The organism is Serinicoccus hydrothermalis (genome assembly GCF_001685415.1).
Classification (GTDB): Bacteria; Actinomycetota; Actinomycetes; order Actinomycetales; family Dermatophilaceae; genus Ornithinicoccus; species Ornithinicoccus hydrothermalis.
This window is the reverse complement of sequence record NZ_CP014989.1, coordinates 571,306-592,168: the sequence shown is the minus strand read 5'-3', so window position 1 is coordinate 592,168 and position 20,863 is coordinate 571,306. Positions and strand designations below refer to the sequence as shown.

Here is a 20,863-nt window from a genome sequence, read left to right as displayed (position 1 = left end):
ATGATCCGGTTGCTGCGGGCCCTGCGTCGCCTGCTGCCGCTGCTGCCGCCGAGCACGCGCTGGTTCCTCCTCGGCTTCGCCGCGGCCTCCAGCGTGCTCGCCGTCGTCGACATCCTCGCGCTCTCGCTGCTGGCGCTCACCCTGGCCCCGATGATCCAGGGCAACCCGGTGCAGCTGCCGCTGCTCGGGGCGGTGCCGCCGGAGCGGTATGCCTGGCTGCTGGGCGGCATCTGCGCCCTCGTCGTCGTCAAGGGGCTGGCAACCATGGCCCTGCAGTGGGCGGTCGCGAAGCGGCTCGCGGCCTACGACCTCGTCATCGGCGACAGGCTCTTCGGCGCCTACATCCGCGCCCCGTGGACCGAGCGGCTGCGCCGCAACACCTCCCAGCTGGTGCGGCTCGCCGACGTCGGCATCGCCAACACGACGACCGGGCTGCTGCTGCCCGCCGCCTCGCTGCCCGCCGAGCTGGCGACCTTCGGCGCCGTGCTCGTGGTGCTGCTCGTCGCCCAGCCACTCACCGCGCTGGTCACCTTCGCCTACCTCGGCGGCCTCGCGGTCCTCATGTACGTCGTCATCTCCCCGCGCGCGGTCGTCGCCGGGCGCGTCGGCCGCGACTACTCGTTCAAGGTGGCCGGGCTCATGACCGAGATGATGGGCGCGCTCAAGGAGGTCACGCTGCGCGGCAAGGCGAGCGAGGTCGCCGCCGAGGTGCACGCCAACCGGGTGCACGCGACGCGGGCGCGCTCGCACCTCATGTTCCTCAACACCGTCCCCAAGTTCGTCACCGACACCGGGCTCGTGCTGGGCTTCGCGGTGGTGGGGGGAGCGGCATACCTCCTCGGCGGGGCGGACCAGGCCTTCGAGGCGGTCGCGCTCTTCGCGGTCGCGGGGATGCGGATGATCCCCAGCGTCAACCGCTTCCAGTCGATCATCACCCAGACGGCCTCGACGCTCCCGCACGCGGAGGCGGTCATCACCGACATCCAGGACGCGCAGGGCTATGTCGCGGCGGCCGAGCAGCTCGGCACCGAGCCGTTGCCGGACGAGCCGCGCCTGCTCGCGCTGCGCGACGTCGCCTTCTTCTACCCCGGTGCCCCCGAGCCCGCGGTGCACGACCTCGACCTGGACATCCCGCTCGGCTCCTCGGTGGCCCTGGTCGGCGCCTCCGGGGCGGGCAAGTCCACCCTCGTCGACCTCCTGCTCGGCCTGCTCACCCCGTCGGCCGGGGAGATCCGGGTCGATGAGCGGCCGCTGCCGGAGGTGCTCGGCGCCTGGCGGTCGCGGGTGGGCTACGTGCCGCAGGAGGTCAACCTCTTCGACGGGACCATCGCCCAGAACGTCGCCCTCACCTGGGGCGAGGACATCGACGAGGCCGCGGTCACCCAGGCCCTGGAACGGGCCCAGCTGATGGACGTGGTGACCGAGCGCGGGGGGCTGCGCGTGCGCGTCGCCGAGCGCGGACTGGCCCTGTCCGGCGGGCAGCGGCAGCGCCTCGGCATCGCCCGCGCCCTGTATGCCGACCCGCTCGTGCTCGTGCTCGACGAGGCGACCTCCGCGCTCGACACCGCGACCGAGGACGCCGTCGCCACCGCGATCCGCGACCTGCACGGCCAGGTCACCGTCATCGCCGTCGCGCACCGCCTCTCCACGGTGCGGCACAGCGACCAGGTGTGCTTCATGAAGGACGGCACGATCGTCGCCCGCGGCGACTTCGAGCAGGTCGTCGCCGCCCACCCGGAGTTCGCGACCCAGGCGCGGCTGTCGGGGCTGGCATGAGCACGGGTGCTGCCGAGGGGGTCGCCGGGCCGGTGCTGCCCGCTGTCGACGTCGACGTCGTCGTGGCGGTCCACGACGTCGCCCGCCCGGTCTGGCAGGTGGTGCACTCCGCGCTGCGCGGCGCCGACCTGCGCGGCGTCGTCGCCGGGGGGCCGCGCATCCGGGTGACCGTCGCCTGCCACGAGGTCGACGAGCGGGAGGTGCGCCGTCGCATGGAGGACGGTCTCGCCGGTCGTGGCGAGGACGCCTCCGAGCTCGCGGCGCACGTGCGCTACCTGACCGTGCGCGACGGGCTGCGCAGTCCGGCGGGCCCGTTCAACGCGGGCATCCTGGCCGCCGACGGGCGCTACGTCAGCATCATCGGCTCGGACGACCGGTATGCCGACGGTGCGCTCCCCGCATGGGTGCGGCTGGCTGACGAGCTGGGGTCGGCGTGGCTCATGGCGCGCGTCGAGACCGAGGACGGCGAGGCGGTGCCGACCCCCCGGACCCGGCCCGGGCGCAGCCGGGACCTCGACCTCGTGGCCGACCGGCTGGCCTACCGCACCGCACCGCTCGGCCTGCTGCGGCGCGAGGCGCTGGACGGGCTGGGGCTGCTCGAGGGCGACGGCCCGCTCACGACCGGGCTGCAGACCGGGGAGGACGTCGAGCTCTCGCTGCGGCTCGCCGCCTCCGGGGAGCGGGTCGACCTGGCCCGCGAGGCCCCGGCCTACGTCATCGGGACCCGCGGCGAGAGCAGGACGACCTCGACCACCCGCCCGGTCGCCGACGAGCTGGCCGCGCACGCCCGGCTGCTCGACCTGCGCTGGGTGCGGGCGCTGCCCGAGCCGGCGCGGGAGGCGATCGCGGTCAAGACGCTGCGGATCCACGTGCTGGCTGCCGTGCGACGGCGTCCGGCGCCGCTGGACTGGTCGCCCGGCGAGGCCGCCTTCGTCCGCGACCTGACCCGCGGGTTGCTCACCATGGCCCCGGGAGCGGAGCGCGCCCTGCACCGCGCCGACCGGGCCCTGCTCGACGCGGTGCTCGTCGCCCCCGACACCGACGCGCTCGCCGCCGCCTCGGCGGCCCGAGGCGAGGCCTCGCGCTGGGACATCCTGCTCACCCCCGACCCCCGTGCCAACCTCGCCCCCGAGGCCACCGTGCGCGCCCACGCCGAGGCCGCGGTGAGCGACGTGGTCGGCAAGGTGCGCACCGCGGTGGGCGGGCGGCATACCCTCCACGACGCGCAGCGCCCGCGCGTGCTCGTGCTGTCCTTCAGCCCGATTGCGCGGGACGCCCGGGTGCTCAAGCAGGTCCGCCACCTGTCGCGGGAGTTCGACGTCGTGACCTGCGGCTACGGGCCGGCGCCGGACGGGGTGGTCGGGCACGTCGAGGTGCCGGCCGACCGGCAGAACGCCCTGGACGGCCGGCTCATCACGCTGCGCAGCTACCGCGCCGCCTACACCGCGCAGGCCGGCGTCCGCTGGGCGCTGCGGCACCTGCCGCGCGGCGCGGCGGACGTCGTGCTCGCCAACGACCTCGACGCTGTTCCGCTGGCGCTGTGGCTCGCGCCGCGGGCGGGGGTGCACGCGGACCTGCACGAGTTCTTCCCGCTGCTGCACGAGGAGGACGAGGCCTGGATGCGGCGCATCTCGCCCTACCAGGAGTGGCTGTGCCGGACCTTCCTGCCGCGGTGCGCCTCGGTCACCACGGTGAGCGGGCGGATCGCGGCGGAGTACACCGCGCGCTGCGGGGTCGAGGTCGGCGTGGTCACCAACGCAAGCCCGTATGCCGCCCTCACCCCGACCCCGGTCCACGCACCCGTGCGGCTGGTCCACTCCGGCGCGTGCCTGCGCAACCGGCACCTGCCGGTCATGACCGAGGCCGTCGTCGCCGCCGCGGCGGCGGGGTCCCCGGTGACCCTCGACCTCTACCTCACCTCCAACGACCCGGGCCACCTCGAGGAGCTGCGCCGGGCCGCGCGGGAGAGCGGTGGCGTGGTGAGGGTGCACGACGCCGTCCCCTACGCCGACCTCATCGGCGTGCTCAACGCGCACGACGTCGGCATCCACGTGCTGCCCCCGCTGTCCTTCAACAACACGCACGCGCTGCCCAACAAGGTTTTCGACTACGTCCAGGCGCGGCTAGGGCTCCTCGTCGGCCCCAGCCCCGAGATGGCGCGCCTCGTGAGGGAGCACGGGGTGGGCGTCGTGGCGGACGGTTTCGACGTGGCCGCCGTCACCGCGGCTGTCGCGCAGGTCCAGGCAGACCGCGTGGCGGGGTGGAAGCAGGCCGCGGCGCGGGCCGCCCGGGAGCTCTCCGACGAGCGCCAGTCCCCGGCCTGGGTGCGCGCGGTCCAGGCCGTCGCCGACGGTGCGCGGGGTGGCCGTGCCGGCTGACCCGCGGCCCCGGCTGCTCATCATGGCCTGGAGCACGCTGCGGTCGGACGCTCGCGTGCTGCGGCAGATCCGGCTGTTCTCCTCGCGCTACGCCGTGACCACGCTCGGCTACGGCGAGGCCCCCGACGGCGTCGTGGAGCACCTGCGCCTGCCCGACGAGGTCGTCCACTGGCACAAGGACCGCCGGCTGCTCGTGCTGCGCCGGTTCGAGGCGGCATACCGCAGCGCGCCGGTGACGCTGGAGGCGGCCGAGCTGCTCGCGGGGCAGCGGCGCTTCGTCGTCGTCCTCGCCGACGACATCGACACCCTGCCGCTCGCCCTCGACCTCGCGCCGACCGGCGGCGTGCACGCCGACCTGCACGAGTACCACCCCCGGCAGAACGAGGAGTCGCGGCGCTGGCGCACCTTCGTCGCGCCCTACTACCGCTGGCTGGTGCGGCGCTACGGGCCGCTCGCCGACTCGGTGACGACGGTGGGGGAGGGCATCGCGCGGGAGTACCGGCTGCGCTTCGGGCTGCGCGCCGGGGTCGTGGTCAACGCCCCGCAGTTCGTCGACCTCGACCCACGTCCGGTCGAGGGGGGTGCACCGCTGCGCCTGGTGCACTCCGGCAACGCCCAGCGGCACCGCCTCGACGTCATCCTCGAGGCGATGGAGCTCGTCACCCGGCCGATGACCCTCGACCTCTACCTCATGCCGAACGACCCGGCCTACCTCGAGCAGCTGCGGGAGCGGTATGCCGGGTCGGCCTCGGTGCAGATACACCCCCCGGTCGCGCCGCACGAGCTGCCGGCGACGCTCAACGCGCACGACGTCGGGGTCTACGTGCTCCCGCCGGTGTCCTTCAACCACCTGTGGGCGCTGCCCAACAAGATCTTCGACTTCGTCCAGGGGCGGCTCGCGCTCGTCGTCGGGCCGAGCCCGGAGATGTCGGCCCTCGTGAGGCGGCACGGTCTGGGGCTCGTGAGCGCGGACTTCACCGCCCAGGCACTGGCCGCGACCCTGGACTCGCTCGACGCGGAGCAGGTGGCGGGCTTCAAGGCCGCCGCCGACGAGGCCGCCCACGAGCTGTCCGCCGAGCAGCAGGTGCGCGGCTGGGAGCGGGCGGTCGACACGCTCGCGGCGCGGGTCAACGGCTGACTCGGTGCCCTAGCGCCTCGCGGCGTCGGCCAGGGCGTCCAGCACCGCCGCGGCCGCGTGGCCGTCGCCGTAGGGCGCCGCGTCCGTGGGCCCGGGCGCGGGACGGGACGCCGCCTCGCGCAGCGCCGGACCGGGCTCGACGAGGACGTTCCACCCCAGCTCGACCGTCTCCACCCACTCGGTCTCGGTGCGCACCGTGGTGCACGGCGCCCGCAGCGCGAAGGCCTCCTTCTGCAGCCCGCCGGAGTCGGTGATGACCCCGCGCGCCCGGCTGACCGCGCCCACCAGCTGCGGGTATGCCAGGGGGTCGCGGGTGCGCAGCGCACCGCCGTCGAGGTCCAGCCCCTGCTCGGTGGCCCGGGCGCGCAGCCGCGGGTGGGCGAGCAGGACGACCGGGTGGTCGACCTGCTGCAGCGCGGTGACGATCGCGGCCAGGCGCTGCGGGTCGTCGGTGTTCTCCGCCCGGTGGATCGTCGCGACGGAGAAGCCGCCCGCGGGCATACCGAGGTCGTCCAGGACCGCCTCGATATTGACCAGCTCGTCCCGGACCCGGTGCAGCACGTCGATCATGACGTCGCCCACGACGACGGTGCGCCCGGCGAGCCCTTCGTCGGCCAGGTGGGCGGCCGCGACCGCGGTCGGCGCCAGCAGCAGGTCGGCGGCGTGGTCGGTGAGGACGCGGTTGTGCTCCTCGGGCATACGCCGGTTGAACGAGCGCAGCCCGGCCTCCAGGTGCGCGACCGGCAGGTGCAGCTTCACTGCGGACAGCGCGCCGGCGAGGGTGGAGTTGGTGTCGCCGTAGACGAGCACCCAGTCGGGGGCGTGCTCGGCCAGGACGTCGTCCATGGCGGCGAGGATCGCGCCGGTCTGGGCGCCGTGACCCCCGGAGCCGACCCCGAGGTGGACGTCCGGGTCGGGGATGCCGAGGTCGGCGAAGAAGACGTCGGAGAGCATCGGGTCGTAGTGCTGACCGGTGTGCACGATGACGTGCTCCACCCCGCGGGCCGCGCACTCGGCAGCGATCGGTGCGAGCTTGACGAACTGCGGGCGGGCGCCGACGACGGACAGGACCTTCACCTGCGAGCCTCCAGCCACCCTGCGACGGTGCGGCCGAAGTCACCCAGCAGCTCCGGCGCATCGGCCGCCGCCCGTTCGACGAGAGTGACGTCGACCGCGAGGTACTCGTGGACCAGGATGTTGCGCATCCCGACGGCACGGCCGAGGTCGGCCGCGGTCTCCGGCGGGATGACACCGACGGAGGCCGCTCCCTCGACCGCCTCCCGATAGGTCGCCGGAGCCCGGCCGGACTGCGTGGCCATGACGTGGCTGCAGATGTCCACCACGATCTCGACCGACTGGCTCAGGATTCGCTCGGTGGCCAGCCGGGCCACCGGGTCCCCCGCCAGCGTGGGACGACCCATGTCGGTGAGGATGCGCATCAGCTCGTCCAGGTGCGCGAGCCGCGCGAGGACGACGTCGGCGTCGAGATCACAGGGAGTCATGGGCGCGGCTCCGTGAGGAGCTCGAGCTGCCGGCGACGCAGGTGCGCCGTGTCGACGTGGTCCCGGATGGCCATCATCTGACGGGTCGCGAAGGCGCCCGCTTCGCGCTCCAGGAGCACCTCTCCGCAGGTGAGGGCCCGTTGGCGGACGACCGGGCTGCCGCGGTCCAGATCGAGGACGTCGACCCCGTCGCCCAGGAGAGCGAGCAGGTCGCTCGTCACGCCGACGACATCGCCGGTCCCGGTCCCGCTCTTCCACGCCACCGCGAGATCCAGGTCACCGGGCGATGTCTCACGGGGGTCCGCGGCGCTGCCGAACAGCACCATGAGGGCGAGCCCGTGCCTCTCGGCGAGGTCGGCGAGGGAGCCGTCGGCCAGCGCCCGACGGAGGCGCGCGAGGGCCGCCGCTCCGTCGCGCGTGTGCGTCATCGACATGTCCGCCAGCCTAGAGGCTGCTCGGGAGGCGCCGCGATAGCGTGGCCGGGTGCGGGTCCTGGTGGTGACGACGTGGTGGCCGACCTCGGCGTCACCTGGGACCGGTGTCTTCGTCGCCCGCGACGTGGCGGCGATCGCGGGCCGGCACCAGGTCGTCGTGCTGCACCTGGTCGCGCCTCGGCTGGCCGACCGGGCGGGGTCGCGGGGGCCCACCACCGTCGAGCTCCCCGTTGACGTCGCGACCGGGGACCCGGTGCCCTCGGTCCCGGTGGAGCAGCTCGTCATGGACCCGCGCCGACCCGACCACGTCGCCCGGGCCGCCCGGCGGGTCGCGCAGCTGCAGGGCCGGGCCGACCTGGTCCACACGATGGCGGTCTCGGCGCTGCTGCCGTTCGCCGGGCGTCGCCCGCCGCAGCCCTGGGTGCATACCGAGCACTGGTCCGGGCTCGCCGCGCCGGGCACGCTGTCGCGGACGCTGCGGGCGGCGCGGCAGGTGGTGCGCCCGCTGCTCGCCCGCCCGGACGTCGTCGCCGTGGTGGGGCAGGGCCTGGCGCGGGAGGTCCGCCGGCTCCGGCGGGGGCCGGTGCGCGTCGTGCCCAACATCGTCCCGGCCCCGACCGAGCCGGCGCCCCGGCGCGACCCCGACCTGCCGCTGAGCGGGCGTGGTGCGCTCGAGCTCGTGGCCGTCGGGGGGCTCATCCCGCGCAAGGACCCGGTGCGGGCCGTCCTCGCCGCGGCCGAGCTGCGCCGGCGCGGGGTGGAGGCACGGCTCACCTGGGTCGGGGAGGGCGTCCTGCGGGACGAGGTCGAGCGCGAGGCGCGGGCGCACGCGGTGCCGCTCCGACTGACCGGGTCGCTGCCGCCGGGAGAGGTGCAGGCGGCGCTGGAGGGTGCCGACCTGCTCCTGCTGCCCACGCGGGCCGAGACCTTCTGCCTCGCGGCGGCGGAGGCGCTGGCGTCCGGCCGCCCGGTCGTCGTGGGCGACGTCGAGGGGCCACGCGACTTCGTCGCGCCCCCGACGGGTGCGCTCGTGCCGCCCGGCGCGCCCGCCGGGGACTGGGCGGACGCGGTCGAGCGGGTCTGGGCGGCCGCCGCCGCGCTCGCCGCCGACGACGTGGCGCGGCCGCTGCGCGAGCGCTTCGGCGCCGAGGCCTACGCCGACCGGGTCGACGAGGTGTATGCCCTCGCCACCACCCGCGCTGCCCGCACCGATCGCGCCAGTCGCACCGACCGCGCCGCTCGCACCGACCGCGGTGGCAAGGTGCTGCCCCGGCGACACGGAGCCACCGCGGTGGCTGTGGGGGAGAAGGGCGGTGCTGACCCGGAGGTCGACGTCGTCATCGCCGTGCACAGCACGGAGCGCGACGTCGGACGCGCCGTGCGCTCGGTGCTCGACGGCTCGCCGGACCTGGCCGTGCGGGTGAGCGTCGTCGCGCACAACCTGCCTGCCGGCACGGTCCGGGAGCAGCTCGGGGACCAGGCGGACGACCCTCGCGTCCGCGTGCTGGAGGTGCGCGACGGCATACCGAGCCCGAGCGGGCCGTTCAACGCCGGGATCGACGCGGCCACCGCCCCGTGGGTCGCGATCATGGGCTCCGACGACGCGCTGGCCCCCGGCGCGCTGGCCGGCTGGCTGGACGCCGCCGACGGCGCCGCCCCGGACGAGCCCGTCGTCGTGCTGCCGCGGCTGGAGCTGTCCGGGCGCCGCGTGCCGACGCCCCCGAGCAGGGTGGGCCCTTCCGCGCGCCGCGGCGCGTCCCGGGCGCAGGACCTGGTGCGAGACCGGCTCAGCTACCGCTCCGCACCGCTCGGCCTCATCTCCAGGGGCGCGCTCAGCCTGCCCGGCACGCGGCTGCACCCCGGGGCCAGGGTGGGGGAGGACCTGCCGATGATGACCGCGCTGTATGCCCAGGCCCGCGTGATCCTCGCGACCGGCGCCCCGGCATACCTCATCCACGAGGACGCGCCCGACCGGATCACCGGCCGGCCGCGGCCGATCAGCGAGCAGCTGGAGACGGCGGACGTCCTCTGGGACCTGCCGTGGATGTCGCGGCTCACCGAGCAGGAGCGGCGCGCGGTGGGCACGAAGGTGCTGCGGATCCAGGTCTTCGGCGCGATCCTCGGGCGGCCGGACCCGTGGTGGTGGACGGCGCAGGAGCGGGCCGAGATGGCCCGGGTGACCCGCCGCGTGCTCGTGGCCGCGCCGGGGTGTGCGGCCCCGCTCAGCCTCGCCGACCGCGACCTGCTCGCCGCCGCGCTCGACCCCGGCGTCCCCGCGCCTCGCCTGGTCGAGCTCGCCCGCGCCCGCCGGCGCCACGGCACCCCCCGCACCCTGCTGCCCTCGTCGTGGCGGCACGCCCTGGACCCCGAGGCGCCGCTGCGCTTCATGCCCGCCTCCCTCCGCGCCTCCCGGCGACCCCGCCCCTGACCCGACCGGCCGCGCACTTTGCACCGACCGGCCGCGCACTTTGCACCGACTGGCCGCGCCACGCGGTCGGTCGAGGCAAGTCGTGCGGTCGGTGGACGCAAACCGTGCGGCCGGTCGCGACAAACCGTGCGGCCGGTCGACACAAACCGTGCGGCCGGTCGGTTAGGAGGGGGTCAGGGGGTGGAGGTGGGGACGTGGGCGTCGAGCCAGGCGAGGAGCTCGGTCTCGACCTCGTCGCGGTTGACCTCCTGCAGCACCTCGTGGCGGGCGCCGGGCCAGATCCGCGTCGTGACGTCCTGCATGCCCACGTCGCGGAACAGTGCGGCGACCTCCTCGGTCCCGGCCTCTCCGCCCACGGGGTCGACCTCGCCCGCGACGAGGTGCACCGGCAGCTCCTTCGGCATCTGCGCGGCGACCGAGCGCTGGCTCACCCAGCGCAGCCCGGTGAGTAGGTCGCGGTAGAAGCCCGCGCTGGCGGTCGCGCCGGACAGCGGGTCGGCCTCGTAGGCGTCGACCTGCGCCGTGTCCCGTGAGAGCCAGTCGGAGCGGGTCCGGTTGGGGCGGAAGCGCGCGTTGTAGGGCCCCATCGTCAGCGTCGTCATGAGGTGGCTCGGGGCCCGCGGCCCGCGCAGTCGCGCCTCGAGCGAGGCGACGCCGAGGCCGAGGTTCGCCAGCACCCCCGGGGCGCCGGCGGTGCCGGACAGGATCAGCGCCGCGAGCCGGTCGCCGTAGCGCGCGGCGTAGGCGCGGGCCAGGAACGAGCCCATGCTGTGCCCCAGCAGCACGACGGGCACGCCAGGCAGGTCGGCCTCGATCCGGTCGGTGAGCGCCAGCAGGTCGTCGACGACCGAGGCGAAGCCGTCCTGGTCCGCCATGTGCCCGAGCAGCCCGCGCTCGCCCCGCCCGCTGACGGTATGCCCGTGCCCCCGGTGGTCGGGCGCGTAGACGGCATACCCGTGGTCGAGGAGGCGCCGCGCGAGGTGCTCGTAGCGCGCGGCGTGCTCGACCATGCCGTGCGCGACGAGGACGACGGCGCGAGGCGCGCCCTCGGGCAGCCACGTGGTGAGGTGGACCTGGCTGCCGTCGGGGGTGGACAGGACGAAGGTGCTGTCGGACATGCCCCGATGATCCCTGATCGACCGGGCGCGGGCGCGCCGGGGAGCCGGACCGCCGGGTCCACCCGCCCACGTATCCTGGCCCGGCAGGGATCGCCGACCAGGACGGACACAGCACGGATGAAGATCGCCGTTGTCGCGATGGGCAAGATCGGGCTGCCGCTGGCGGTGCAGTTCGCCGACGCCGACCCCTCGCACGAGGTCGTCGGGATCGACGTCAACGCCCAGACGGTGGCGACGATCAACGAGGGCCACGAGCCCTTCCCGGGGGAGGCGCACCTCGCGGACAAGCTCGCCGAGCTGGTGCCGGCCGGCCGGCTCCGGGCGACGACGGACTACGCGGAGGGCGTCCCGGGCGCCGACGCGGTCATCGTGGTCGTGCCCCTCTTCGTCGACGAGGTCACCGGCGCCCCCGACTTCGGCTGGATGGACGCGGCGACCCAGAGCCTGGCCCAGCACCTCACCCCCGGCACGCTTGTCTCCTACGAGACCACCCTCCCGGTCGGCACGACGCGTGGCCGCTGGAAGCCCATGATCGAGGAGATCTCCGGGCTGCGCGAGGGGGGCGACCACGGCTTCCACCTCGTCTTCAGCCCCGAGCGCGTCCTCACCGGCCGCGTCCTCGCCGACCTGCGGCGCTACCCCAAGCTGGTCGGCGGCCTCACCGTGGAAGGCACGCGACGAGCCGTCGCGTACTACGAGGCGGTGCTCGACTTCGACCGGCGCGACGACCTCCCGCGGCCCAACGGCGTGTGGGACATGGGCAGCGCCGAGGCGGCCGAGATGGCCAAGCTCGCCGAGACGACCTACCGCGACGTCAACATCGGCCTGGCCAACCAGTTCGCCCGCTTCGCCGACAGCGTCGGCATCGACGTGCACCGGGTCATCGCGGCCTGCAACTCCCAGCCCTACAGCCACATCCACCAGCCCGGCATCGCGGTCGGCGGCCACTGCATCCCCGTCTACCCGCGGCTCTACCTCTCGACCGACGCCGAGGCCACCGTCGTGCGCACCGCACGCGAGGCCAACGCCGCCATGCCGGAGTATGCCGTCGCCCGGGCCGAGTCCCTGCTCGGCCGGCTCGAGGGCCTGCGCGTGCTCGTCCTCGGCGCGTCCTACCGCGGCCGGGTCAAGGAGACCGCCTTCTCCGGGGTCTTCGCCACCGTCGAGGCGCTGCGCACCCGCGGCGCGCAGGTGCTCGTGCACGACCCGATGTACACCGCGCAGGAGCTGTCCGCCTACGGCTGGGAGCCCTACGCCTGGGCCCCGGGCGAGCCCGGCGAGCCGGTCGACGTGGCGATCGTGCAGGCCGACCACCCCGAGTACGCCACCCTGTCCGCCGCCGACCTGCCCGGGCTGCGGCTGCTCCTCGACGGCCGCCGCGTCACCGACCCCGACCGCTTCACCGGGGTCCCCCGGCTGACCATCGGCGGGGGCGAGCCGGTCACCGCATGAGGCACGGAGCATGAGCGAGGGCGTCGGCTGGGCGGCCGTGGCGCCCGGGATCCTCGCCCTGGCGGCCCTCTGGGTCCTCCCGGGGTATGCCGTGCTGCGCGCCCTGGGTGCCCGCGGCCTGCTGGCGCTCGGCGCCGCCCCGGCGGTGACCACCGGGCTCGCCGGGGTGCTCGCCATCGGCTACGCCCTGCTCGGGGTGCCGTGGCGGCTGCTGACCTTCGGCCTGGGCGCCCTGCTCGCCGTCGTCGCCGCCGGCCTCGTCGGTGCCGCCCTCGGCACGATCCGTGACCCGAGGGGCGTCACGGTCGCGGGGGAGCGCGCGCTGCGTCCCTCCGAGCGCGGCTGGCTCGCCCTCACCTGGTCGCTCGGCGGTGGGACCCTGGCCGCGACGATGATGACTGGCATGGGGCGCGCGGACCAGCCGCCCCAGGCGTGGGACGCCGTCTTCCACCTCAACTCGCTGTGGTTCGTGCGGGAGAGCGGCGACGCCAGCTCGCTCGGCGGTCTCTCCCCGATGTATGCCGACCAGGCCGCACCCTTCTACCCCGCCGTGTGGCACTCGCTCGTCGCCATCGCGCCGGGCTTCGCGGGCGTCACCGAGGCCGCCAACGCCTCTTCGGTGGTGCTCGGCTCCGTGGTCTGGATCGCCGGCCTGGTGGCGCTCGCCCGGGTGGTCTGGCCGGCCCGGGCCCTGCCGACCGTCCTGGTCCCCGTGCTCGCCGCGACCTTCGTGACCTTCCCGGCGATCGCCGTCTCCATGCTCGCGGTGTGGCCGTTCGCGCTGTCCACCGCCTGCCTGCCGGGCACCATCGCGCTGCTCATCGCCAGCCTGCGGGGCGTCCTGACCTGGCGGATGCACCTCTCGCTCGCGTTGGGCCTGGCCTGGGCGGTGGCCGGGGTGGTGCTCGCGCACGCCTCCGGCCTCTTCTCCCTCGCGCTGCTGGCGCTGCCGCTGCTCAGCGTGCTGCTCGCGCGCCAGCTGCGGCGGCAGTTCCGCCTGGGCCGCCGGGCCGCCGCGATCGGCGTGGGCGTCGGCGGCGCGGTCGGGGTGCTGGCCGTCGCCGCCTTCCTGCTCACCTTCCCCCCGGTCCTCGCGATCATGGACTACCAGCGCGGCGGTCAGGACAGCTACCTGCCGGGCCTGGGCTCCCTGGCGATCGACCACCCGCTCGTCTACGTCTACAAGATCACCTCGGTCAACCTCGTCGTCACGCTGCTCGTCTGGTTGGGGATCGCGCTCACGCTGCGGTGGCGGCACGCCCGCTGGCTGGTCGTCTCCCTCGTCGCCGCCGTGGTCCTCACGCTCCTGGCGGCCGGACCGCCGGAGCAGCCGCTGCGCGTGCTGGCCGGCTTCTGGTACACGCAGGCCTCCCGGATCAACCAGCTCGTGCTCGTCCCCGCGATCATGCTCGCGGCCGGCGCCGGCGGGTGGCTCTGCGGCCGGCTGACGCGGGTCCTGCAGGTGCGGGTGGAGTGGGTCGCCGCCGGGTTCGTGCTGGCCCTCGTCGTCCTCACCTCGGGGCTGCGATGGACCAGCCAGGTCCAGGTCATGGCCTCGACCTACACGACCTACCCCATCGCCTGGGGCACGATGCTGGAGCCGGAGGAGATCGCGATGATCGACCGGGCCGCCGACACCCTGCCCGACGACGCCGTCGTCCTCGGCGAACCGGTCGCGGGCTCGCCCTACCTGCTGCACCGCGCGGGGGTCGACGTCGTCTTCCCCCAGCTCAGCCCCATCCCGGACAGCCCCGCGCGGGCGGTCCTCGAGGACCGCTTCGACCAGTGGGCGACCGACCCGACCGTCTGCGAGGCGGTGCGCGAGCTCGGTGTCACGCACGTGTATGCCGACTCGCTCAGCTACTACGACGAGCTCAACGCGAAGTACGAGGCCGGCACGCAGGGCCTCTACCTGCTGGACCCGGCGGGCGGGAAGGGCAGCGGCGGCGACGCCGGGGCGGACGCCTGGACGCTGGTCGACGAGGGCGGGCACGCCTCCCTCTGGGAGTTCACCGGCTGCTCGTGACCATGGCGAGGACCGCACGCACCTGCGGGTCCTCGTCCTGCGCCAACCTCTTCCGCGCCTGCGCCGGCGCGGCCGGGTGCACCGCCACCCACTGGCGCACCGCCGCGGCAGCGTCCCCGGCGAGCCGGTCCAGCAGGTCCGGGCCGGCCCAGGCGTTGCGCGCCAGAGCGACCCGGACCCGGGTGTCCTCGTCGTCCGCGAGGGTGTGCAGCAGGTCGGCCGGGGCGTGCCGGTGCGCCGCCGCGCTGGCCCGGATCCCCGGTCGGGGGTCCTGGGCCAGCGCACGGAGACGCCGCAGCGTCGACCCGGTCACCTCCGGCGAGCGGAAGGTGGACACCGGCGTGCCGTCCAGCGCCGCCAGGTGCAGCCGCCGGCGCTGCTCGTCGGTGAGGAAGGTGACGCAGGACATCCCCGCTCCTCAGGAGTCGGCGCGGGTGTTGACCTCGTAGGAGGTGTTGATCGACTCGAAGAAGTTGACCAGCTGCAGGGTGTCGTTGGCCGCGGCCATCCACTTGGCCGGGTTGGCGACGCCGTACTCCGGCTCGAAGCCCAGCTCCTCCAGCCGCCGGTCCGCGAGGTAGCGGACGTAGGTGTTGATGTAGTCGGCGTTGAGCCCGAGGATGCCGTGGGGCAGCATGTCCCGGTTGTAGGCCTCCTCCATCTCCACCGCGTGCAGGATCATCCCGCGGATCTCGTCGGCGAACTCCGGCGTCGCGACGTCCGGGTTCTCCTCGAGCACGGTGAGGATGAGGTTGATGCCGAACTTCAGGTGCAGGCTCTCGTCGCGGACGATCCAGTCGATGAGGGACCCGAAGTTGCGCAGCAGGTTGCGCTGCCGGAAGCTCAGCGCCACCATGAAGCCGGAGTAGAACCAGATGCCCTCGAGGATGACGTTGTAGGCGACCAGGTTGCGGACGAAGTCCTGCTTGCCCTCGGTCGTGGAGATGTCCAGCGTCTGCTCGGTCATCCGCTTGATGAAGCGAACCTCGAACTCCTCCTTCGCCGCCATGGACGCCACCTCGACGTGCGAGTTGTATGCCGCCTCCCGGTCGATGGGGAAGGTCTCCAGCACGTACTCGAAGCTCATGCAGTGGTTGGCCTCCTCCCACATCTGCTTGGCGAGGTAGAGGTGGCACTCGGCCGCGTTGACGTAGGGGTAGACGCCGAAGGCCAGCGCCTTGTTGACCAGCAGCTCGTTGGGGTTGAAGTAGCTCATGAGGAAGGTGAGCGCGTGCCGCTCGTCCTCGCTCATCCGCTCGAAGTCGCCGAGGTCCTCGCCCAGCTGCACCTCGTTGGGGAACCAGGTGTTGGCGACGGCCTGGTCGTAGAGCTCCATGGCCCACGGGTAGGTGACGGGCTTGAGCAGCAGGCCCTCGCGGATGCCGGTGCCAAGGATGCCGTTGCCGGTGGTGGTCGTGTCGAGGGTGTCGGTCATGGGGTCGTCTCCTCCGGGAGGTCTGGTCGGCGGGTGGTCACTGGCAGGAGTCGCACTGCAGGCGCTCCATCGGGTCGATCGGGCACTGCTGGCCGTCGACCTCGTCGACGACGGGCAGCTGCTCGACCTGCGGCGGCGCCTCGGCGACGGGGGCCGGGGTCGGGGTCGCCGAGGGGCGGGCGGCCGCGCCGAAGCCCGAGCGGGCGGGCGCGCTGCCGCCGCCGCTGGCGCCGAAGCCGCGTCGGGCACCGCCACCGCCGTTCGAGGTGGGCTGGGCCGCCTTGTTGACCTTGACCGTCGACTGCTCCGCGGTGTGCCGCGGCATCATGTGCAGGTAGTAGGTCGTCTTGACACCCATCCGCCAGGCCGCGGAGTAGAGCTCCTGCATCGAGCCGACGTCGCGGCTCGCGAGGTAGATGTTGCGGCTGATCGCCTGGTCGATCCACTTCTGCGCGCGGGCGGCCACGTGCAGGAAGGCGTAGGGCGAGAGCTGGAAGCTGGTGCGGTAGATCTCGGTGAGCTCGGCCGGCACCCCCTCCACCTTGGACAGGTCGCCCTGGTGCCGCAGCAGGTCCTCGCGCACCTGCTCCCACAGGCCCAGCTTGCGCAGGTCCTCGACGAGGTTGCGGTTGACCTCGAGGAACTTGCCGGCGCTGGTGGCCCGGCTGAAGATCTGGCTGAACTGCGGGTCCAGCCCCGGCGTAGTGCCGGCGACCAGGCCGATGGAGGCGGTCGGCGCGATGGCCATGAGGGTGGAGTTGCGCATCCCGCCCCGGACCTTCTCGCGCAGCACGTCCCAGTCCATGGCGCTGCCGCGGTCGACCTCGACGGTCAGGCCACGGTCGGCCTCCATGAGCTCGATGGTGTCGACGGGCACCATGCCCTCGCTCCAGCGCGACCCCTCGAAGTTGGGGTATGCGCCGCGCTCGCGGGCCAGGTCGGCGCTGGCGTCGATGGCGTGCCAGGAGACGAACTCCACCATCCGGTCGATGAGGTCGTAGGCCTCGGTCGACTCGTAGGACAGGCCGAAGCGCTCGACCAGGTCGGTGAAGCCCATGACACCCAGGCCGAGCGCCCGGTTGAGCTCGTTGGAGCGCTCGGACTCGGGCACCGAGCTGATGGTGATGTCGATGAGGTTGTCCAGCTGCCGCACGGCCAGCCGGGCCGAGTGGGCCAGGCGGTCCCAGTCGATGGTCACCTCGCCGGTGCTGTGCCGGCCGTGGACGTGGCGGGAGAGGTTGATCGAGGCCAGGTTGCAGACCGAGACGTTGTCGCGGTCCTGCGGCAGCGTGATCTCGGTGCACAGGTTGGAGGAGTGGATCGTCCCGGTGTTGTTGTTGAGCGCCCGGGTGTTGATCGAGTCCTTCCAGGTCAGCCAGGGGTGGCTGGTGGTCTGCAGCGAGATGAGGATGGCCTTCCACTGCTCCCGCGCACGCAGCTTCTTGTGCCGCAGCCGGCCGGCCTTGGCCTGGGCGACGTAACCGGCATACCGGGCGGAGAAGTCCGCGCCGGTGGCCTCGACCAGGTCGGGGGTCTCCAGCGGGTCGAAGAGGAACCACTCGTCGTCGGCCGCGACGCGCTTCATGAACTCGTCGCTCAACCACACCGCGGTGTTGGCGGTGCGGGTGCGGCGGTAGGGGTCGCCGGAGTTCTGGCGCAGGTCGAGGAGGGCCGGGAAGTCCAGGTGCCAGTTCTCCATGTAGAAGCACAGGGCGCCGAACTTCTTGCCGCCGCGGCTCACCGCGCGCAGCGTGGAGTCGATGGTGTGCATGAAGGGGATCGGGCCGGTCGAGGTGGTGTTGTTGGACCGGATCGGGCTGCCCTCGCAGCGCAGCTTGGAGACCGACAGACCGATGCCGCCGGTGCCCTTGGTGAGCCACATGACGTCGCGCACGCTCTTGGCGATGTGCTCGATGTCGTCCTCCATCTGCATGACGAAGCAGTTGGAGAGCTGGCTGTAGGCGGTGCCCGCGTTGACCAGCGTGGACCCGGCCGCGAGGTACTCCAGGCGGGACATGGCGTCGTAGAACTGCAGCGCGGCGGTCGTGGGGTCGGCCTCGTTGAGGGCCAGGCCCATCGAGACGCGCATCCAGAAGAACTGCGGCGTCTCCAGCACGGTCTTCGCCCGGTCGGAGTCGTTGAGGGCATACCGCGTGCGCAGCGTCTGCGCGCCGATGTAGCGCAGCAGGTCGTCGCGCGAGGGGTCGAGCGCGTCGGCCAGCACCTCGAGGTCGAAGAGCTCGGTCAGCCGCGGGTCGAGCAGGCCCGTGCGCACGCCCCGGGCGACCACGCCGGGGAAGTACTGGCGGTGCTTGGCGGCGATGACCTCGGGGTCGTCCTCGCCGAGCAGGTCGCGGGTGTCGCCGAAGACGGCCTTGTACATCGTCTTCACCAGCAGGCGCGAGGCGATGGTGTCGAAGGCGGGGTCGTCCTTGACGTTCTGCAGGGCCACCTGGATGACGGCCTCGTCCAGCTGCTCGCTGGTGATCCCGTCGAAGAGGGTGATCTCCAGCTCGGACTGCAGCTGGGTGGCGCGCACCACGGCGTCGTCCAGACCCCGCGCCGCCGCCTCGATGGACCGGGCGATCTCGGACCCGTCGTACTCCGCGCGGGTCCCGTCGCGCTTGATGACACCAATGCTCATCGTTCACCCCTCGTGAACTCGACTGCTGCGACGCGCTCGGGTCACGCAGGGGAGGCGAGGGGGTCGCGGGTATGCCGCGTCCAGCCCCAGACCGTCCCTCGCGGTCGCGAGCCACGGGCACCATCGGGGCGCCCGTGCACTGGCAGGTCTTCGGACTCACGGGCGTTCGGTGGGCTCTCGCCTCCCGGTTCCTACTGGTCGCGGCTTCCCACGCCCCGACAAGGGCGCAGTGCCTGATGCGACGGTCGTTCCCGTTCACCGCTGCGGGGCAGTCCCGGGTTCTCACCGGGTTCCCTCTTGCGACGACCAGAGCCTCCGGAGTGTCCCGGTCGCCCTGGTCGAACCAGCTGCAGGAGACACTATATACACGAAAACCACACGGATGTAACCCCTACATCTTGTGTCTTCGGCGATGGGCAGCGACGGCCCGCCCCGGGCCTGACAGACTGGCCCCGTGGAGTTCTACAGCGCCTACGACCAGGGCTTCGCCCGCATCGCCAGCTGCACCCTGCCGGTCGAGATCGCCGACCCTGGCGCGAACGCCCGACACACCCTCGAGGTGGTCCGGGAGTGCCACGAGGACGGCGTCGCGGTCGCCGTCCTCCCCGAGCTCGGCCTGTCCGGCTACGCCATCGACGACCTGCTGCTGCAGGACGCACTGCTGGACGGCTGCGTGGAGGCGCTCTGGGAGCTGGTGGAGGGCACCGCCGACCTGCTGCCGGTCGTAGTGGTCGGGGCGCCGCTGCGGCACCGCAACCGGCTCTACAACTGCGCCGTCGTCGTCCACCGCGGCCGGATCCTCGGGGTGGCCCCGAAGTCCTACCTCCCGAACTACCGAGAGTTCTACGAGAAGCGTCACTTCGCCGCCGGTGCGGGGACCGACGGCCAGACCATCCGGCTGCCGCGCACGAGCCACGCCGACACGGATCACGTGGAGGTGCCCTTCGGCCCGGACCTGCTCTTCCGGGCGGTGGACGTGCCGGGGCTGGTCCTGCACGCCGAGGTCTGCGAGGACCTCTGGGTGCCCGTCGCGCCCTCCTCGGAGGCCGCGCTCGCCGGGGCGACCGTCGTCGTCAACCTCTCCGGCAGCCCCATCACCGTCGGCAAGTCCGCCGAGCGGCACGCCCTGGCGGCGCAGGCCAGCTCGCGGCTGCTCTGCGCCTACGCCTACGCGGCGGCAGGGGAGGGGGAGTCCTCGACCGACCTGTCCTGGGACGGGCAGACGATGGTGCACGAGCTGGGCCGGCTGCTCGTGGAGTCCGAGCGCTTCGGCCAGGGGGCGCACCGCAGCGTCGCCGACGTCGACCTCCTGCGGATCCGCGCCGACCGGGCGCGCAACGGCAGCTTCGACGACAACGCGCGCGCGCTCGGGGACCGGGTCACCCGCTTCCGCACCGTCGACCTCGTGCTCGACCCGCCGCATACCGACATCGGGCTGCGGCGCACCGTCGACCGCTTCCCCTTCGTGCCGGACGACCCGGACGACCTGGCCCTGGACTGCTACGAGACGTTCAGCATCCAGGTCACTGCCCTGGCGCAGCGGCTGGCGGCCATCGGCGACCCCCGGGTCGTCATCGGCGTCTCCGGCGGGCTGGACTCCACCCACGCCCTCATCGTCGCGGCCCGCGCCATGGACCGGGCCGGGCGGCCGCGCAGCGACATCCTCGCCTTCACGATGCCCGGCTTCGCGACCAGCGACCACACCAAGGACAACGCGACCGAGCTCGCGGCCTCGCTGGGGGTCACCTTCGAGGAGATCGACATCCGCCCCATGGCGCGGCAGATGCTCGAGGACCTCGGCCACCCGTTCGCCGGCGGGGAGCCGGTCTACGACGTCACCTTCGAGAACGTCCAGGCCGGGCTGCGCACCGACTTCCTCTTCCGCGCCGCCAACCAGCGCGGCGGCATCGTGCTCGGCACCGGTGACCTGTCCGAGCTGGCGCTGGGGTGGTGCACCTACGGCGTCGGCGACCAGATGTCGCACTACACCGTCAACTCCGGCCTGGCCAAGACGCTCATCCAGCACGTCATCCGCTGGGTGGTCGGCGAGGGCATGTTCGACGAGGCGACCGGCCGCGTCCTCACCTCGATCCTCGACACCGAGATCACCCCCGAGCTCGTGCCCGCCGGCGAGGACGGCAAGGTCCAGTCCACCCAGGAGAAGATCGGCCCCTACGAGCTGCAGGACTTCACCCTGCACCACGTCATCCGCTTCGGTATGCCGCCCAGCCGGGTCGCCTTCCTCGCCTGGCACGCGTGGCGGGACGTGGAGCACGGCCCGTGGCCCCCCGGGTTCCCGGAGGAGGGGCGGCACGCCTACGACCTGCCCACCATCCGGCGCTGGCTGGTCCTCTTCGTCGAGCGCTTCTTCGCGTTCAGCCAGTTCAAGCGGTCCGCGCTGCCCAACGGCCCGAAGGTCTCCTCCGCCGGCGCGCTCTCGCCGCGCGGGGACTGGCGCGCACCCTCCGACGCCAACGCCCGGGTCTGGCTGGCCGAGCTGGAGCGCAACGTCCCCCTCGGCTGACCACCCGC

At 73.5% G+C, this 20,863-nt stretch carries 14 protein-coding genes and 1 riboswitch; of the genes, 7 read left to right on the top strand and 7 right to left on the bottom strand.

Going from position 1 to position 20,863, the window contains the following annotated elements:
• Genes SGUI_RS02765 through SGUI_RS02755 form a run of 3 tightly spaced genes read left to right on the top strand, consistent with a single transcriptional unit; the run spans position 1 to position 5,292 of the window.
• On the top strand, positions 1-1,776 hold the full coding sequence (locus tag SGUI_RS02765; RefSeq protein ID WP_066635937.1) for an ABC transporter ATP-binding protein: 1,776 nt from the start codon (positions 1-3) through the stop codon (positions 1,774-1,776).
• Positions 1,773-4,154 (top strand): glycosyltransferase, encoded by a 2,382-nt coding sequence (locus SGUI_RS16955; RefSeq protein WP_083190447.1) that lies wholly within the window; start codon positions 1,773-1,775, stop codon positions 4,152-4,154. The genes SGUI_RS02765 and SGUI_RS16955 overlap by 4 nt, the downstream gene beginning before the upstream one ends.
• A complete protein-coding gene (locus SGUI_RS02755) occupies positions 4,138-5,292 on the top strand; it encodes a glycosyltransferase family protein (RefSeq protein ID WP_237141434.1) in 1,155 nt (384 codons plus the stop codon). The genes SGUI_RS16955 and SGUI_RS02755 overlap by 17 nt, the downstream gene beginning before the upstream one ends.
• A 9-nt stretch (positions 5,293-5,301) precedes the next feature.
• Here the strand turns inward: SGUI_RS02755 and wecB are convergent, their stop codons facing one another.
• The 3 genes from wecB to SGUI_RS02740 are packed head-to-tail and all read right to left on the bottom strand — an operon-like array spanning position 5,302 to position 7,228.
• A complete protein-coding gene (gene wecB, locus SGUI_RS02750) occupies positions 5,302-6,369 on the bottom strand; it encodes a non-hydrolyzing UDP-N-acetylglucosamine 2-epimerase (RefSeq protein ID WP_066635935.1) in 1,068 nt (355 codons plus the stop codon).
• A complete protein-coding gene (gene hepT / locus SGUI_RS02745) occupies positions 6,366-6,794 on the bottom strand; it encodes a type VII toxin-antitoxin system HepT family RNase toxin (RefSeq protein WP_066635933.1) in 429 nt (142 codons plus the stop codon). The genes wecB and hepT overlap by 4 nt, the downstream gene beginning before the upstream one ends.
• Positions 6,791-7,228, bottom strand: coding sequence for a nucleotidyltransferase family protein (locus tag SGUI_RS02740; RefSeq protein ID WP_066635930.1), 438 nt, complete (start codon positions 7,226-7,228; stop codon positions 6,791-6,793). Before SGUI_RS02740 ends, hepT begins: the two co-directional genes overlap by 4 nt.
• Before the next feature lie 49 nt (positions 7,229-7,277).
• Here SGUI_RS02740 and SGUI_RS16950 point away from each other — a divergent pair, with 49 nt between their 5' ends.
• Positions 7,278-9,656 carry a glycosyltransferase gene (locus SGUI_RS16950; RefSeq protein WP_083190446.1) on the top strand — a complete coding sequence of 793 codons (2,379 nt, stop codon included), beginning with the start codon at positions 7,278-7,280 and terminating at the stop codon, positions 9,654-9,656.
• Between the two features lie 173 nt (positions 9,657-9,829).
• On the opposite strand, the gene SGUI_RS02730 is transcribed toward SGUI_RS16950, so the two are convergent.
• The gene (locus SGUI_RS02730; RefSeq protein ID WP_066635920.1) at positions 9,830-10,774 is read right to left on the bottom strand and encodes an alpha/beta hydrolase; all 945 of its coding nucleotides are present in this window, start codon (positions 10,772-10,774) and stop codon (positions 9,830-9,832) included.
• A gap of 117 nt (positions 10,775-10,891) precedes the next feature.
• On the opposite strand from SGUI_RS02730, the gene SGUI_RS02725 reads away from it, so the two are divergent.
• A complete protein-coding gene (locus SGUI_RS02725) occupies positions 10,892-12,226 on the top strand; it encodes a nucleotide sugar dehydrogenase (RefSeq protein WP_066635918.1) in 1,335 nt (444 codons plus the stop codon).
• A gap of 10 nt (positions 12,227-12,236) precedes the next feature.
• Positions 12,237-14,252: a DUF6541 family protein gene (locus tag SGUI_RS02720; RefSeq protein ID WP_066635916.1), complete on the top strand. Its 2,016-nt coding sequence runs from the start codon at positions 12,237-12,239 to the stop codon at positions 14,250-14,252.
• Here the strand turns inward: SGUI_RS02720 and SGUI_RS02715 are convergent.
• Genes SGUI_RS02715 through SGUI_RS02705 form a run of 3 tightly spaced genes read right to left on the bottom strand, consistent with a single transcriptional unit; the run spans position 14,236 to position 18,331 of the window.
• Positions 14,236-14,661: a hypothetical protein gene (locus tag SGUI_RS02715; protein WP_066635913.1), complete on the bottom strand. Its 426-nt coding sequence runs from the start codon at positions 14,659-14,661 to the stop codon at positions 14,236-14,238. The genes SGUI_RS02720 and SGUI_RS02715 overlap by 17 nt on opposite strands.
• A 9-nt stretch (positions 14,662-14,670) precedes the next feature.
• Positions 14,671-15,687, bottom strand: a complete 1,017-nt coding sequence (locus tag SGUI_RS02710; RefSeq protein ID WP_066635910.1) for a ribonucleotide-diphosphate reductase subunit beta — start codon at positions 15,685-15,687, stop codon at positions 14,671-14,673.
• A gap of 37 nt (positions 15,688-15,724) precedes the next feature.
• Entirely contained in the window at positions 15,725-18,331 is a 2,607-nt protein-coding gene (locus SGUI_RS02705; RefSeq protein ID WP_066635907.1) for a ribonucleoside-diphosphate reductase subunit alpha, read from the bottom strand.
• A 124-nt stretch (positions 18,332-18,455) separates the two neighbouring features.
• Positions 18,456-18,695, bottom strand: a riboswitch (cobalamin riboswitch).
• 90 nt (positions 18,696-18,785) lie between these two features.
• Between SGUI_RS02705 and SGUI_RS02700 the strand changes: the two genes are divergently transcribed.
• Entirely contained in the window at positions 18,786-20,855 is a 2,070-nt protein-coding gene (locus SGUI_RS02700; RefSeq protein ID WP_066635904.1) for an NAD(+) synthase, read from the top strand.
• Positions 20,856-20,863 lie beyond the last annotated feature (8 nt).

Coding starts and splice junctions, on each gene's coding strand:
- SGUI_RS02765 (WP_066635937.1), top strand. CDS start 1: ATGATCCGGTTGCTGCGGGCCCTGCGTCGCCTGCTGCCGCTGCTGCCG.
- SGUI_RS02705 (WP_066635907.1), bottom strand. CDS start 18,331: ATGAGCATTGGTGTCATCAAGCGCGACGGGACCCGCGCGGAGTACGAC.
- SGUI_RS16955 (WP_083190447.1), top strand. CDS start 1,773: ATGAGCACGGGTGCTGCCGAGGGGGTCGCCGGGCCGGTGCTGCCCGCT.
- SGUI_RS02725 (WP_066635918.1), top strand. CDS start 10,892: ATGAAGATCGCCGTTGTCGCGATGGGCAAGATCGGGCTGCCGCTGGCG.
- SGUI_RS02730 (WP_066635920.1), bottom strand. CDS start 10,774: ATGTCCGACAGCACCTTCGTCCTGTCCACCCCCGACGGCAGCCAGGTC.
- SGUI_RS02720 (WP_066635916.1), top strand. CDS start 12,237: ATGAGCGAGGGCGTCGGCTGGGCGGCCGTGGCGCCCGGGATCCTCGCC.
- SGUI_RS02740 (WP_066635930.1), bottom strand. CDS start 7,228: ATGTCGATGACGCACACGCGCGACGGAGCGGCGGCCCTCGCGCGCCTC.
- SGUI_RS02710 (WP_066635910.1), bottom strand. CDS start 15,687: ATGACCGACACCCTCGACACGACCACCACCGGCAACGGCATCCTTGGC.
- SGUI_RS02715 (WP_066635913.1), bottom strand. CDS start 14,661: ATGTCCTGCGTCACCTTCCTCACCGACGAGCAGCGCCGGCGGCTGCAC.
- hepT (WP_066635933.1), bottom strand. CDS start 6,794: ATGACTCCCTGTGATCTCGACGCCGACGTCGTCCTCGCGCGGCTCGCG.